This window comes from Paracoccus cavernae (assembly GCF_042430175.1).
Lineage (GTDB): Bacteria > Pseudomonadota > Alphaproteobacteria > Rhodobacterales > Rhodobacteraceae > Paracoccus > Paracoccus cavernae.
In genome coordinates this window covers 91,134-105,138 of the sequence record NZ_JBHMDZ010000048.1, presented here as the reverse complement: position 1 = coordinate 105,138, position 14,005 = coordinate 91,134, and the positions used below count along the sequence as shown (strand labels likewise).

12 protein-coding genes are annotated in these 14,005 nt (G+C 64.3%); 8 read left to right on the top strand and 4 right to left on the bottom strand.

The features are described 5' to 3' along the window. Nucleotides 1-279 precede the first annotated feature (279 nt). The 6 genes from ACFFUC_RS17140 to ACFFUC_RS17115 all read left to right on the top strand — a co-directional run bounded on the left by ACFFUC_RS17140 (nucleotide 280) and on the right by ACFFUC_RS17115 (nucleotide 7,330). Complete coding sequence (locus ACFFUC_RS17140; protein WP_377688109.1) at nucleotides 280-1,164, top strand: siderophore ABC transporter substrate-binding protein; 885 nt, start codon at nucleotides 280-282, stop codon at nucleotides 1,162-1,164. Then, a complete protein-coding gene (locus tag ACFFUC_RS17135; protein ID WP_377688108.1) occupies nucleotides 1,161-2,117 on the top strand; it encodes an ABC transporter permease in 957 nt (318 codons plus the stop codon). Before ACFFUC_RS17140 ends, ACFFUC_RS17135 begins: the two co-directional genes overlap by 4 nt. Nucleotides 2,118-2,188: 71 nt before the next feature. Further along, entirely contained in the window at nucleotides 2,189-3,148 is a 960-nt protein-coding gene (locus tag ACFFUC_RS17130) for an iron chelate uptake ABC transporter family permease subunit (protein ID WP_377688106.1), read from the top strand. Further along, entirely contained in the window at nucleotides 3,145-3,903 is a 759-nt protein-coding gene (locus ACFFUC_RS17125) for an iron ABC transporter ATP-binding protein (RefSeq protein ID WP_377688105.1), read from the top strand. Before ACFFUC_RS17130 ends, ACFFUC_RS17125 begins: the two co-directional genes overlap by 4 nt. 98 nt (nucleotides 3,904-4,001) lie before the next feature. Then, entirely contained in the window at nucleotides 4,002-5,939 is a 1,938-nt protein-coding gene (locus ACFFUC_RS17120) for an FUSC family protein (RefSeq protein ID WP_377688104.1), read from the top strand. Nucleotides 5,940-6,040: 101 nt separating this feature from the next. Further along, on the top strand, nucleotides 6,041-7,330 hold the full coding sequence (locus ACFFUC_RS17115) for a PQQ-dependent sugar dehydrogenase (RefSeq protein ID WP_377688103.1): 1,290 nt from the start codon (nucleotides 6,041-6,043) through the stop codon (nucleotides 7,328-7,330). 48 nt (nucleotides 7,331-7,378) lie between these two features. Here the strand turns inward: ACFFUC_RS17115 and ACFFUC_RS17110 are convergent, their stop codons facing one another. Genes ACFFUC_RS17110 through ACFFUC_RS17095 form a run of 4 tightly spaced genes read right to left on the bottom strand, consistent with a single transcriptional unit; the run spans nucleotide 7,379 to nucleotide 10,967 of the window. Then, a complete protein-coding gene (locus tag ACFFUC_RS17110; RefSeq protein ID WP_377688101.1) occupies nucleotides 7,379-8,086 on the bottom strand; it encodes an ABC transporter ATP-binding protein in 708 nt (235 codons plus the stop codon). Next, a complete protein-coding gene (locus ACFFUC_RS17105; RefSeq protein WP_377688100.1) occupies nucleotides 8,079-8,870 on the bottom strand; it encodes an ABC transporter ATP-binding protein in 792 nt (263 codons plus the stop codon). Before ACFFUC_RS17105 ends, ACFFUC_RS17110 begins: the two co-directional genes overlap by 8 nt. Beyond that, nucleotides 8,870-10,045, bottom strand: coding sequence for a branched-chain amino acid ABC transporter permease (locus tag ACFFUC_RS17100; protein ID WP_377688099.1), 1,176 nt, complete (start codon nucleotides 10,043-10,045; stop codon nucleotides 8,870-8,872). The genes ACFFUC_RS17105 and ACFFUC_RS17100 overlap by 1 nt, the downstream gene beginning before the upstream one ends. Before the next feature lie 4 nt (nucleotides 10,046-10,049). After that, entirely contained in the window at nucleotides 10,050-10,967 is a 918-nt protein-coding gene (locus tag ACFFUC_RS17095) for a branched-chain amino acid ABC transporter permease (protein WP_377688098.1), read from the bottom strand. A 283-nt stretch (nucleotides 10,968-11,250) separates the two neighbouring features. On the opposite strand from ACFFUC_RS17095, the gene ACFFUC_RS17090 reads away from it, so the two are divergent. Further along, nucleotides 11,251-12,387, top strand: coding sequence for a branched-chain amino acid ABC transporter substrate-binding protein (locus ACFFUC_RS17090; RefSeq protein ID WP_377688097.1), 1,137 nt, complete (start codon nucleotides 11,251-11,253; stop codon nucleotides 12,385-12,387). A 147-nt stretch (nucleotides 12,388-12,534) separates the two neighbouring features. Next, entirely contained in the window at nucleotides 12,535-13,986 is a 1,452-nt protein-coding gene (locus ACFFUC_RS17085) for a 4-hydroxyphenylacetate 3-hydroxylase family protein (protein WP_377688096.1), read from the top strand. Nucleotides 13,987-14,005 lie beyond the last annotated feature (19 nt).

The following is a 14,005-nucleotide window of genomic DNA, read 5'->3' as shown; positions in this document are numbered from 1 at the left end:
CCAGCCGCGCTGCGACCAAAGCGCGCAGAGAATGCGCTGATAAATCACAACAATTGTTCGCCCCTTTGCCGCAACCCGCTGAGCAATCTGCGGGAATTGCCGCGTCGCGTCAGGAGTATGGCGGCGGTTTGCATTCCTGATCGCATACCGGAAAACCTTCCCCATATTCATAGTAAAAATGTCAACTTCTCTGGACGCCCCGCTCTACAGAGGGTAACCGAAGGCTCAGACCGTGCTCGTTCCAGCGATCATGGTCCCTTTGGTTAGACGGAGATTGAGATGCGCCGATTTGTGACTGCCGCCGCCATGGCCGCCGGGCTTGCCTTGCCCGCATTGGCCGAGCCGACCCTTGAAACCGCTCGTGGCCCGCTCGAACTCGACGGCGCGCCCCAAAAGCTGATCGTCATGGATGTCGCAGCAGTCGACACGCTTCAGGCGATGGATGTCGCGATCACCGGCATGCCCGACAAGATCAACCTCTCCTATGTCAAAACCGACGGCATCACGCCGGTCGGCACCCTGTTCGAGCCCAATCTCGAAACCATCGCCGGAATCGCGCCGGACCTGATCATCGTCGGCGGCCGCTCGGCCGCGAAATTCGACGCGGTTGGTCAGGTCGGCAAGGCGGCCGACATGACGATCGGGCCGGATCTGATCACCGAGGCGAAAGCCCGCATCACCACCTATGGCACGGTTTTCGACAAGGCCGACAAAGCCGCCGAGATGAATGCGACGCTCGACGACAAGCTCGCCAAGCTGCGCGCCGCAGCCGAGGGCAAGGGCGCCCTGCTGGTCATGCTGACCAACGGCCCGAAAATGTCGGCTTACGGCAAAGGCTCGCGTTTCGGCTGGATCCATGATGCGACCCAGATGCCCGAAGCGGCGACCGGCCTCGAGGTTTCGGGTCACGGCGCGGCGATCAGCCCCGAGTTCATCGCCGAGACCAATCCCGACTGGATCTTCGTGCTCGATCGCGGCCAAGCGGTTGCGCAAGACGGCCAAAGCGCCGCCGAGACCCTCGCGACCCCGCTGATCGAGGGCACCGACGCCTTCAAGAACCAGCGCATCGTCTATCTTCCGGCCTCCGAGATGTATCTGGGTGGCGGCGGCTATCAGGCACTCAACAAGATGCTTGATACGATGACGGAAGCCCTGTCGAAATGACCCGACCGCTGCCCGCGATGATTGTCGTGATGGTGCTCCTGATGATCGTCAGCGTGATGATCGGAGCGGCCAGTTTCGACATATTCGCTGCGGGCAGCGACCCTTGGACCACGATGGTCCTGATGGAATCGCGCCTGCCGCGCACCTTTTCGATCGTCCTGACCGGCGCGGCCCTCGCCGTCGCCGGCATGGTCATGCAGCAGCTCGTGCGCAACAAATTCGTCGGCCCCAGCTCGACCGGAACCACCGAAAGCGCGGCTTTGGGCCTACTCGGGATTACGATTTTCGTGCCCGAAGCGCCGATCTGGGTCAAAATGATCGTGGCCAGCCTGGCCGCAATGGCCGGAACCGCCTTGTTCATGGCGCTGATCCGCCGCCTCCCCCCGCGCGAGGTCATGCTGGTCCCCATCGCGGGCATGATCCTTGCAGGCGTCATCGGCGCGGTCGTGACCTTCATCGGCTGGCAGACCGACCTCATGCAATATATCGGCACCTGGCTGATGACCGGCGAATTTTCGGGCGTGGTGGCGGGCCGCTATGAAGTGCTGTGGTTCGCGGGGGCGGCGGCTGCCGCCTCGTGGTTCGCGGCGGACCGCTTCGCCATTCTCGGTCTGGGCGAGGGCGTCGCGCGCGGCCTCGGCCTTGATCCGAAGCCGGTGATGCGCTTGGGGCTTGTGGTGGTTTCCGTCACCTCGGCCATGGTCGTGGTGTCGGTCGGGATGATCCCCTTTGTCGGGTTGGTCGTGCCCAATATCGTCTCGCGGGTGATGGGCGACGACCTTCGCCGCACCCTGCCCGTCGTCGCTGTTTCGGGCGCGGTGCTGGTGCTGGCCTGCGACATTCTCGGCCGCATCCTGCGCTATCCCTACGAAATCCCTGTCGGAACGATCCTGGGGGTGCTGGGCTCGGTGGTCTTCCTGATCCTGCTCTACCGCCCGCCCCGCACGGCCTGAGCCGCGCCCTCCCCCCGCACGAAAAGATCCGCCCGACCTGCATAGCCCAAACCTGCCAGAACCCCGACCCCATGCCCGAGACGCGCTCTCTTCCCTTCCTTCTCGCACTTGCCGCGCTTCTGGCCGTGCTTTCGGCCGTCTGGGTGTTTCAGGGTCTTCCCGAGGCGGGCCGGCCGTTCATCCTCAAGCTGCGACTGGTGAAACTGGGCGGTCTGATCACCATCGGCGCGGCCGTCGCTGTGGCGACGATGCTGTTTCAGACCGTGGCCGCGAACCGCGTCCTGACGCCCTCGATCATGGGGTTCGACGCGCTTTATGTGCTGCTCCAGACGGCATTGGTCGCCTCGCTCGGGATCACCGGCTTTGTCACTTTGCCCGCCACCGGAAAATTCCTCGCCGAGATCGCCATCCTGTGCCTGCTCGCGACGACCTTGTTCAGCACGCTGCTGGCCAACGGGGCGCGCGACATTGCGCGGATGATCCTGACCGGCGTGATTTTGGGCGTGCTCTTCCGTTCGCTGAGCGGGTTCTTGTCGCGCATCATCGACCCGAACACCTATGCCGTCGTGCAGTCGATGCAGTTCGCGAGCTTCAACACGATCAATGCCGAGCTGCTGCCCTGGGCCGCAGCGCTTTCGGCACTGGCGATCGCCTTTGCCTGGCTGATCGGTCCGCGCCTCGACGTGCTGGCGCTTGGTCGCGCCAGCGCCATCGCGCTCGGGCTTCGTTACGAGCGCAACGTGGTCCTCTCGCTGGCGCTGGTCTCGCTTCTGGTCGCGGTTTCGACGGCGCTGGTCGGGCCGGTCGCCTTTTTCGGGCTGATCGTCGCGGGGCTGACCCACGGGCTGACGAAAACCGCGCGCCACCGCACCATGCTGCCGGCTGCGGCGCTGATCGCCGCGATCATCCTTGTCGGCGGGCAGTTCCTCTTCGAGCGCGTCTTGGGCCAGCAGGCCACCCTTTCCGTCGTCGTCGAGTTCGCGGGCGGGCTTTTCTTCCTTTATCTTCTGATCCGGGGAAAAATGAGATGATCCAGATCCAGGATGTCAGCTTCAAGATCGGCCAGTGCCAGATCCTGAACCACATCACGACCGAGATCCCCGCGGGCAAGTTGACCGCGCTGATCGGGCCGAACGGAGCGGGGAAATCCTCGCTGCTCAAACAGATCGCGCGGCTCGAAAAGCTGCAAAGCGGCGAAATCTCGATCGACGGCCTGCCCGTCTCCGAGACGCCCACCGAAAAGCTCGCGCTGAAAATGGCGGTTCTGGGTCAGCAGACGGTGATCGCAAGCCGGTTGCGTCTGTGCGAGCTGGTCTCTTTCGGGCGCTGGCCCCATCACCACGGCCGCCCCTGCGCCAAAGACCGCGAGCAGGTGTGCCTCGCACTCGAGACCTTCGGACTGACCCCGCTTTCTGGGCGCTTTCTCGACGAGGTGTCGGGCGGTCAGGCGCAGCGCGCCTTTTTGGCAATGACCTTCGCGCAGGAAACCGACTGGCTTTTGCTGGACGAGCCGCTCAACAACCTTGATGTCGCCCATTCGCGCGCGCTGATGCAGCGGCTTCATGCCTTGGTCAAGGAGAGCGGCAAAAGCATCGTCGTGGTCATCCACGAGGTCAATTACGCCGCCGCCTGGGCCGACCATATCATCGCGATGAAAGACGGCGCCATTCTGGCGACGGGCACGCCGCACGAGGTCCTCAACGAGAGCATTCTCGAGCAGCTTTACGATGTGCCGGTCGCGATTGCCGAGCATGACGGGCGCCCGCTGGTGCTTCACCACGTCTAGACGACGGGCGCGCTCACGGATTCGCGAACGGGCGGACGGTTGCAAATGCCGCATAAGAGGCGCAAGACCATTCCAATCCCTATCTTCGGAGTCGTCAAATGCCTGCCTCGCGCCCCGCGTCGAGCGGCGGAGCGATTTTGGCGCGGCTCGGTTTCGACCGGCAAAGGCTGCGTTTCGCGCTTCGCACCACCATCGCCGCCTGCCTTGCCCTGCTGATCGCGCTGGCGATCGGGCTGGAGCATCCGCAATGGTCCGCAATGACCGTTTTTGCCGCCGCCCAACCCACGCGCGGCCAGCTTTTCCAAAAGAGCGCCAACCGTCTGATCGGCACCATGTTCGGAACGGCGGTCGGTCTGGTGATCCTGATCTGCGCACAGGGCTCGATCTGGGGGCTGACCTTCATGCTCGCGACCTGGGTCGCGCTCTGCACGGCGGGCGGCAATCTCGTGCGCGGCTACGGCTCTTACGGGCTGCTGCTCGCAGGCTATTCGGCGGCCATGGTCGCGCTTTTGGGGCAAGCGGCGGCGGGCCACGAGATGGCTTTGGGGATCGACCGTTTCCTTACCGTGCTGCTTGGCGCGGGCGTCGGAATCGCGGTCGGCTGGATCGGCAGCCAGAACCTCTCGGACAGTCCGGCCCTTGGCGCGGCGCGGCGGCTGCTGGCCGATACGCTGCTGCTCCAGAGCGCGCGGCTGACCGGCGCCGAGCCGCCCTCGGTCGACCATCTTCTTTCGCGCGCCGCATTGCTGGACGAATCCCTTGATCCGCGTGCCCCCGCCACCCCGCAGCACAGCCATATCCGTCACGAACTCCTGCGCCTTCTGGCAGCCACGACCGAGCTCATCCTGACCGATCCGCCCAAGGACAACCGCCTCAGCGCGCCGCTCGGCAAGGCGCTCGGCACGGCGGCCGAGCTGCTGCGCAACGGCCCCGCGCTTTCCGAGGCGCTGCCCTCGCTGGAAAGGGCGCGCAGCCTGGCGGGAACGGGGAAACTCGCCGCGCTTTTGGGAAGGATTGCCGAACAGATCGCGCGGATCGAGGCCCCCGTCTCGAGCGTGCCCGCCCTGCGCCAACCGCTCGAGACCCTGACGGCGCGCCAACACCGCGATTGGGTGGGCGCAAGGCACGCCGGCCTGCGCATCTTTGTGGTGCTGATGGCCTTGGGGGCATTCTGGGCGCTGACAGAATGGCCCGCCGGATCGCTCTTGCTGCTCGGAACCTCCGTCATGCTGTCGGTCTTTTCGACCTTCGACAATCCGGCATGGATCATGACGCGGGTGGGTCTGGGCCAATGCGCGGGGGCGATCGCTTCGCTCGCCTGCCTCTGGCTCGCTTGGCCGGTGGCGCAAAACTCGACCCAGATGGCGCTGCTGATGGTGCCCTTCCTGCTCGTCACGCCCTTTCTGATCGCCCATCGCAAAACCGCCCCCGGCGCGGTCGATTACGCCATGGTCTTCCTGCTTCTCCTGCAACCGACCTTCCCGACGCTCATCACCTTCGGCGATTCCATCGCGCGGGTACTTGCCGTCGTCTCGGGTCCGGCCTTTGCCTATCTCGGCTTCCGCATGGTCTTTGCCACCGACGAGCGCCGCCGCGCCGCGACCGTGCAAAGCATGATCCTGTCCGAGCTTGCCGCCTCGGCGCAGGCAAGCCCCGCCCAGATCGACGAGGCAAGCTGGACGACGCGCTTCAGCCACCGCCTGCTCTTGCTGGTGCGCATGCGCGAGAAAGCCGGAAACAAGGCTGGCGAAGGCCTTGGTGCCGAGACCACCGCCCGCGCGCTACAAGCGGTGGGCGAGGCGATCCACCAACTGCAAGCGCTACGCCGCCGCGCCGCCACAACCGGCGGGCAGCAGCGCGCGATCACCACCGCACTTTCGCGTCTGTCGCAACTGCAAGAAGCCCCCGACCGCGCGGGCCGCGCGCTTTTGACCGCCGCACGCCGTCAGGGCGGGGACCCCGACGAAACCCAGCCGTTGGAGCGCGCCGCGCAAGCGCTGATCGATCATCCCGCGCTTTTCTCGGCGCGGGGCTGAAACAGCTCCGCTCGGGATTTTCTTGCGGATCGGGCGGGAGGGCCTAATCTGCGCGCTGTAGGGCCGCGGGTTACGACCCGCCCAACCGGCAGGAGAAGCAGATGGATCTGATGGCAAAAGCGACCGAGATTGTCGGCGGCATCATGGTCCGGATGCGGCGCGGGCAAGCCCCGCGACATCAGGCGATGGGCGATCGGCCCGCAATCCCGCAGGCGAAATCCCAAGGCATCATGACGCTGAAAATGCCGACCGCCCACGGCTGGCATCAGGGCCGGATGCCGACGCCTGCCGCAGGGCTCAAGGTCAATGCCTTCGCCGAAAACCTCGAGCATCCGCGCTGGATCGAGGTTCTGCCGAACGGCGATGTGCTCGTCGCCGAAAGCCTGCAGGAGGCGGGCAATCCCAAAGGCCTGATCGAGCGGGCGACCCATGCCACCATGCGCCGCGCCAAGGCCATCGGGATCAGCGCGAACCGCATCAGCCTGTGGCGGGACAGCGACAAGGACGGCGTGGCCGAAACCCGCCATGTTTTCGCCGAGGGCCTGCGCCAACCCTTCGGCATGGCGCTCCATGACGGGGTTTTCTATGTCGGCAATACCGACGGGATTACCGCCTATGCCTATCGCGACGGCCAAACCGCCGTCGAGGGGGCGGGCCGCGAGCTCGTCCGTTTCAAACCGGGCGGGCATTGGACGCGCAGCCTGCTCCTCTCGCCCGACCGCAGCAAGCTTTATGCGGGCGTCGGCTCGCTCAGCAATATCGGCGACGACGGGATGGAGGCAGAGGAAGGCCGCGCCGCGATCTGGGAGCTGGATCTCGCGACGGGGGCCGCGCGCATCTTTGCCTCGGGACTGCGCAATGCCGTCGGCATGGCATGGGAGCCGGTCACCGGCGCGCTCTGGACCGTGGTCAACGAGCGCGACGGTCTGGGCGACGAGACCCCGCCCGATTACCTGACCTCGGTCAAGGACGGCGGTTTCTACGGCTGGCCCTATTGCTATTGGGGCCGGATCGTCGACGACCGCGTGCCGCAAAACCCCGCATTGGTCGCCACCGCGATCACGCCCGATTACGCGCTTGGCGGACATACCGCCTCGCTCGGCCTGTGCTGGATGCCGGCGGGAACCCTGCCCGGCTATCCCGACGGGATGGTGATCGGCCAGCACGGGTCTTGGAACCGCTCGACGCTAAGCGGCTACCGCATGATTTTCGTGCCTTTCAAGGGCGGCCGCCCCGAAGGCCCGCCGCGCGACCTGCTGACGGGCTTTCTGTCCGAGGACGAGAAACTGTCCTACGGCCGCCCCGTCGGGGTGGCGATCGGGCCGGACAAGGCCTCGATCCTGATGGCCGATGATGTCGGCAACGTCATCTGGCGCGTCAGCGCCGCCTGAGGCGGAACGGATACATGCGGCGGAGGGAAACCCCCGCCGCAGTCCGGCTTACAGATACATATGCCGGATCGTGTCGTCGGCCAGCATCTCGGCGCGGGTCCCCTCGACCGCGATCTGGCCGCGCACGATCAGATAGCCGCGATCCGAGATCGACAGCGCCGTTTCGGCATTCTGCTCGATCAAAAGCACGGTTTTTCCTTCGGCATGGATGCGGGCGACGGTCTCGAAATACTCGTCGATCAGCTTGGGCGAAAGGCCGAGCGAGGGCTCGTCCATGATCAGCAATTCGGGATCGCCGATCAGCGCGCGGGCCAAAGCAACCATCGCCTGCTCGCCGCCCGACATCGTATTCGCCTGCTGGCCCATCCGCTCCTTGACGCGCGGAAAGAGGTCGTAGATCAGTTCGAGCCTTTGCTCGAAAGGGATGGCGCAGCGCGAGGCGTCATAGCCGAGCCGCAGGTTCTCGCGCACCGAAAGGCTCGGGAAAAGCCGCCGCCCCTCGGGGACGAAACCGACGCCGAGCGCGGTCAGCTTTTCCGCGCCGAGCGCCGCGACATCCTGCCCCATCATCCGCACCGAGCCCCCATCCAGCGGAAGAAGTCCGGACAAGGCCTTGAACGTCGTCGATTTCCCCGCGCCGTTGGGACCAAGCAGGCAGACCAGCTCGCCCTTGCCGATCCGCAGGGACAGCCCGCGCAGCATCGAGACCGGCCCGTAAGAGGTGCTGACATTCGTGAGTTCCAGCATATCAGACATTCTCGACCGCCTTCTGCCCCAGATAGGCCTGTTGGACCCGCGGCATCTGCCGCACCACCGCGAAATCGCCCTCGGCGATTTTCTTGCCGTAATCGATCACGACAACGCTGTCGGGCAGTTCGGCAACCAGACGCATGTCGTGTTCGATGATCAGGAAGGACAGGCCCGGATTGTCGGCCATGACGCGCCGGATGTCGGCCATCAGATCGGCCGTATCGCGGTCGTCCATCCCCGAGGACGGCTCGTCAAGCAAGATCAGCTTGGGTTTCGACGCCAAGGCCCGCGCGATCTCCAGCCGCCGCCGGTCGGCCTGCGGCAAGATCCCCGCGGGCTCGTAACGGCGCGTATAAAGATCTTCCGAGATGGCGCGCAGGATCTCGGCCGCTTCGGTCGCGCAGGCGTCCAGCTCGCGCCGCGATTTCGCGGGACGCAGCAGCGCGGTCAGAACGCCGGTGCGGGTGCGGCCGTGCATGCCGATAATGACATTGTCGAGCAGCGAGAGATCCTCGAAGAGCCGCGAGGACTGGAAGGTCCGCGCGATCCCCCGCGTCGCGATCTTGTGGGCGGGCAGTCCGGTGATCTCCTCGCCCTCCAGCACGACCTTGCCCGAGGTCGGGCGGTAGATGCCGGTGATCAGGTTGAACAGCGTCGACTTCCCCGCCCCGTTCGGCCCGATGATGCAGGTGATGGTCGAGGGCGCGACGCTCAGGTCGACCTGATCGACGGCGACAAGGCCGCCGAACCGGATGCCCAGACCGCTGAGTTGCAAAAGCGCGGTGCTCATCAATGGCCTCCGTAATTGCGCTGGCGTTGCGGGAACAGGCCCTTGGGGCGCAGGATCAGGAAAAGGATCACCACGACCGAGACGAACAGCAGGCGGTAGTCGGAAAAGACGCGCAGCTTCTCGGGCAGCATCGTCAGCAGGAACGCCCCGATGATCACGCCAAGCGTATTGTCCATGCCGCCGACGATGACCATGGTCATGATCGTGACCGACACGAGGAAGGTGAAGTTGTCGGGCGAAATATACGAGATATAGAACGCATAGATCGTCCCCGCGAAAGCGGCGAGGAAAGCATCGACCCCGAAGGCGAGGATCTTGTACCAGACCACGTTGATGCCTTGGCATTTCGCGGCCAGCTCGTCGGCGCGGATCGCGTTCCATGCCAGACCGACGCGGCTTTCGTGCAGGCGCTTGGCCGAGAGGATCGACAGCCCCAGAAGCAGCGCCGAAAGGTAGTAGAAATTCGCCTGGCTGGGCAGTCGCAGGCCGAAGACCTCGATCGGGCGCATGAAGGAATGGCCGAAGAGGCTGGGCGCGGGAATGCCGACCAGACCGTTCGGTCCGCCGGTCCAGCTGAGGTTGTTGAGCATCTGGTGGATGACGATGCCGAAAGCGATGGTGACCAGCGCCAGATAGCTGTCGCGCGTCCGCATCGACGGAATGCCCAGCATGACGCCGAAGATCGTCGCGACCACGGCGGCGGCGGGCAGGGTCGACCAGAAGCTCCAGCCGAAGTTGATCGCCAGCAGCGCCGAGGTATAGGCCCCGATCCCGTAGGTCGCGCCGGTCGCGAAATTCGGGATATTGGCCGAGCCGAGCTGGAAGTTCAGCGCCAAAGCCAGCACCGAATAAAGCAGCGAGACGATCAGCAGATGCAGCGCATAGGTGTTGTTGCCCAGAAAGACCGGATAGGCGATCACGATCACCACCCCCAGCGCGACGGCAACCGCGCGCGCGTCGTGGAAGGCGCGCAAGATGGTGTCCTCGATCTGCGGGCGCAGTTGCAGCGCCGCGAAAAGCGCGCCCATCACCGCCAGCAGCGCAACCACCACGGCGGTTTGCTCGGCGATGAGCAGCGCCCACAAAAGCGCGGCCCCGCCGATTTCGGTCGCGATCACGATCAGGCTGGCGGGAAGGGGCGAACGGGTCTCGATATGGGTCATTGTCGCAGCCATCGGATCAGACCTTTTCAAACACGGGCTTGCCGAGCAGCCCCGAGGGACGCAGGCAGAGCATCGCGATCACCAGAAGGAAGGCGAAGACCAGCCGGTAAGAGGCCCCGTCCGCCAGATTGGCCTGCACCAGCGATTCGATCCCCGCGATGGCCAAGGCGCCGAGAATGGCCCCCGTCATCGAGCCCAGACCGCCGATCACCGCCGCCGAAAAGCCGATCAGCCCCAGCTGCACGCCGAAATCGAAGCGCACCACGCCCGCGTTGCTGGCGAAAAACAGCGCGCCGAGCGCACCGACTGCCGAAGCGAGAAAGAAGGTGAAGGCAAAAATCCGCGCCGGGCGGACCCCCATCAGCCGCGCGGTGGCGCTGTCTTCGGCCACGGCGCGGATGCGCATGCCGATCGGCGTTTTCTGCATCAGAAGATACATCAGGACGACGACCAGCACCGTGGAGAGGATGATCAGCACCGGCTGCGCGGGCAGGCGCAGGCTGCCGATCTGCCAAAAGCCCTCGATGATCGACGGGAAGGCTTTGGGGTTCGAGCCCTGCGGATAAAAGCCGCGGATCAGCTCACGGATCGCTGTGCCGAGCGCGACGGTCGCAACCAATGCCATCATCGCGGGCGACCGGCGAAAGCGCGAGATCACCAGCCGGTCAGCCCCGATCCCGATCAGTCCCGTGACCAGAATGGCCAGCGCCAGAGCCGCGAGCATTGCCCCGGCTCCAAGGCTCGCGCCGCTGCCCGCAACCATGATCTGGAGGCTGCCCAAAGCGACGAACGGCGCGATCATCGACACATCTCCATGCGAAAAGTGGATGACGTTCAAAAGCCCGAACAGCAGGCTGAAACCAATGGCGACAAGTGTGTAAATACTACCCAGAACCAGCCAATTCAGCAGGTGCTGGAGGATCAGACTATCCATGTCGGTCCTCCCGTGTTGATCTATTGGATTAGTTTTTCCGAGGAAGATGCGAGCAGGACCTACCTCAGGGCAATTGATTTAGCGCCGCGCGCGCTTCGTATTTTCTGAGCCAATGGTTCAGATAATGCGACTTCTCATCGGGACGGAAATCGGTGGATGTTCGGGGCACGACAACAAGCCGCGATGCGGTCGACCGTGCCGGTTTCAGGCACCAACACCGGCAAACGCGGCAAATCCCGACAGATGCGCAGATGCGGCAAAGCCCGCACCGACAGGAGAGGCCATGACCCTTTTTTCGACCACCCGCCGCGCCGTTCTGGCCGGTCTAGTGCTGTCCACCGCGGTTTTCGCGGCCCCCGCTTTCGCCGAGAAGGCCAAGATCAAGATCGGCTTCATGGGCCCGCTTTCGGGCGGCAATGCCCAGCAGGGCCTTGGCGCCAAAAACGGCTTTTTGCTCGCGATCGAGCAGGCCAATGCCGCGCCGGACGCCAAATTCGAGATCGAGCCGGTCGTGCTTGACGATGCCTCGGACCCGCAAACCGGCGTCGGCGCCGCGATGAAGCTGGTCAACGACCCCGAGGTCGTTGCGGCCACGGGCCACTGGAACTCGCCGGTTGCGCTGGCGACCATGCCGGTCTTCTCGCGCTTCCAGACGCCGCTGATCATCTGGGGCGCGATCTCGCCCGCGATTACCGAACAAAATCTCGCCGAAGTGACCCGCGTCACCCCGACCCTGCTGACCGAGAACAAGCCGCTCTCGGAGTGGATGGTCAAAGATCTGGGCGCCAAACGCGTCGCGGTGATCGCCGATACCTCGGACTACGGCAAATCCAACTCGGAAGCGGTCAATACATTCGTGCCCGAAGCAGGCGGCGAGATCGTCTCGACCGATCTTCTGCCGGTCGGCTCGACCGATTTCCGCACCATCCTGACCTCGCTCAAGGGCAAAGAGATCGATGCGGTCTATTTCGGCGGCGTCATCACCGAAGCGGGCATTCTCGCGAAACAGATGAAGGAAGTCGGTCTCGACAAGCCGATGATCGGGATTTCGGGCTTCTATGATCCGGAGTTCATCGCGGTCGCGGGCGAGGCTGCCAACAATACGATCGTGTCCTATCCGACCGCGTCCCAGACCCCCAAGCTGGCGCAGATGGAGGCCGATTACACCGCGAAAGCCTATCCGGAATCGATGAGCCCCTATACGAAATACGCTTTCGACGCCGCGAATATCATCATTCAGGCCGCCAACGAGGTCGGGGTCGAGGACAAGGCGAAACTCGCCGAGGCCATCCGCGCGATCAAACATGACGGCGCGACCGGCGAGATCACCTTCGACGCCAACGGCCAGACCCAGACCCCGATCGCGATCGAGCTGAAAACCGTCAGGGACGGGGCCTGGACGACCTATGTAAAGCCCTGATCACCGGCTGATCCCCTTTTTGACCTCGCCCGAAACCACCCCCCGCGCGCCATGTCGCGGGGGAACGGGAGAGGTCTGTCCCAACACCAGCGGCTGCGCCCACGCGCCCCCGCACCCCTTCGCCACAAGACCAATTTCGAGGAAATCATGCTAAGAACCGGAGAACAGTATCGCGACTCCATCCGTGACGGTCGCCGCGTCTGGATCAATGGCGAGCGCGTCCATGACATCACCAAACATGCGATGTTCAAACCGCTGATCGACATCCGCGCGCGCATCTACGACATGGCGCATGAGGACGCCCATCGCGATACGATGAGCTACGAGGAAAACGGCGAACGGTTCTCGGTCGGGCTGAAGCTGCCCTATACCAAGGATGACTGGCGCGCCAAACGCAACGCGACCAATGCCGTGCTCGAAGAGGTCGGCGGCGTCGTCACCCGTGTCGGCGACGAAACCGCAGGCGAGATGTGGTCGCTTTTCGACGGGCAGGATATCCTCAACGAGGTCGATCCGCGCTTCTCCACCAATATCCGCAACCACATCCACCACGTCATCAAGACCGACCCGTTCCACGTCTCGGCCAATACCGACCCCAAGGGCGACCGCTCCAAACGGCCGCAGGATCAGGATCCGGACATGCTGCTGCATGTCGTCAAGGAAACCGATGCCGGCATCATCGTGCGCGGTGCGAAATACGAGACCGCCGCGGCTTACGCCAACCAGGCCTTCACCAAGCCCACGATCGCCAATTGGGGCAACGAGGCGATGTCGGATTACGCCGTGGGCTTTGTCTGCGACTTCTCCTCGCCGAACCTGCGCTTCATCGCGCGCACGGGTTTTGCGGGCCGCGCGCCGGAAAAAGACTATCCGCTGTCGAACAAATTCGACGAGGTCGAAACGCTGGTCATCTATGACAACGTGCTGATCCCGTGGGAAAACGTGCTGTTCTACCAGCATACCAAAGCCGCGACCTTCATCCGCGCGACGCTGCACCGCTATTCGGCTTTCGCCTTCGTCCAGCGCAACCTGAAACTGGCCGACATGCTGATCGGTGCGGCTTTGTGGAACGTGCGCCAGACCGGTCTCGAGCATCAGCCCGCGGTTCAGGAAAAGCTCGCGACGCTGGCTTGCTACCGCGAGGGGATCAACGCCCATCTCACCGCCGCGATCGCCGAGGCCGAGGAAAGCCCGGGCGGTCTGTTGATGCCCAACCAGTCGCTGCTGATGACCGGCCGCGTCCTTGCCTGCTCGCAGCTCCACCACATGATGCATATCGCGCGCGAGCTTTGCGGCGGCCAAATCTGCATCACGCCCGATGCCGCCTGCTTCGAGGATCCCGAGACGGGGCCGTGGCTCGATAAGTTCTACACGCTCAACGAAAACTGGGCGAGCGAGGACCGCCGCAAGCTTCTGGCCTATGCGCGCGACCTGCTGAACTCGGATTACGCGGGCCACCGCCTGACCTTCCAGTTTTTCGCGCAATCCCCGCCCTTCGCCCATCTGGCTGCGGTCTACCGCAACTTCGATTTCAAGGACGCTTTGCGCTTCACCCATAAATCCGCCGGCCTGTCCGATCAGGTCTGGGGCAAGAACTAACTCATCCGGAGATCCCAAG

Excerpts from the sequence above, each read along its gene's own strand:
- ACFFUC_RS17140 (WP_377688109.1), top strand. The coding sequence starts at position 280 with ATGCGCCGATTTGTGACTGCCGCCGCCATGGCCGCCGGGCTTGCCTTG.
- ACFFUC_RS17135 (WP_377688108.1), top strand. The coding sequence starts at position 1,161 with ATGACCCGACCGCTGCCCGCGATGATTGTCGTGATGGTGCTCCTGATG.
- ACFFUC_RS17130 (WP_377688106.1), top strand. The coding sequence starts at position 2,189 with ATGCCCGAGACGCGCTCTCTTCCCTTCCTTCTCGCACTTGCCGCGCTT.
- ACFFUC_RS17125 (WP_377688105.1), top strand. The coding sequence starts at position 3,145 with ATGATCCAGATCCAGGATGTCAGCTTCAAGATCGGCCAGTGCCAGATC.
- ACFFUC_RS17120 (WP_377688104.1), top strand. The coding sequence starts at position 4,002 with ATGCCTGCCTCGCGCCCCGCGTCGAGCGGCGGAGCGATTTTGGCGCGG.
- ACFFUC_RS17115 (WP_377688103.1), top strand. The coding sequence starts at position 6,041 with ATGGATCTGATGGCAAAAGCGACCGAGATTGTCGGCGGCATCATGGTC.
- ACFFUC_RS17110 (WP_377688101.1), bottom strand. The coding sequence starts at position 8,086 with ATGTCTGATATGCTGGAACTCACGAATGTCAGCACCTCTTACGGGCCG.
- ACFFUC_RS17105 (WP_377688100.1), bottom strand. The coding sequence starts at position 8,870 with ATGAGCACCGCGCTTTTGCAACTCAGCGGTCTGGGCATCCGGTTCGGC.
- ACFFUC_RS17100 (WP_377688099.1), bottom strand. The coding sequence starts at position 10,045 with ATGGCTGCGACAATGACCCATATCGAGACCCGTTCGCCCCTTCCCGCC.
- ACFFUC_RS17095 (WP_377688098.1), bottom strand. The coding sequence starts at position 10,967 with ATGGATAGTCTGATCCTCCAGCACCTGCTGAATTGGCTGGTTCTGGGT.
- ACFFUC_RS17090 (WP_377688097.1), top strand. The coding sequence starts at position 11,251 with ATGACCCTTTTTTCGACCACCCGCCGCGCCGTTCTGGCCGGTCTAGTG.
- ACFFUC_RS17085 (WP_377688096.1), top strand. The coding sequence starts at position 12,535 with ATGCTAAGAACCGGAGAACAGTATCGCGACTCCATCCGTGACGGTCGC.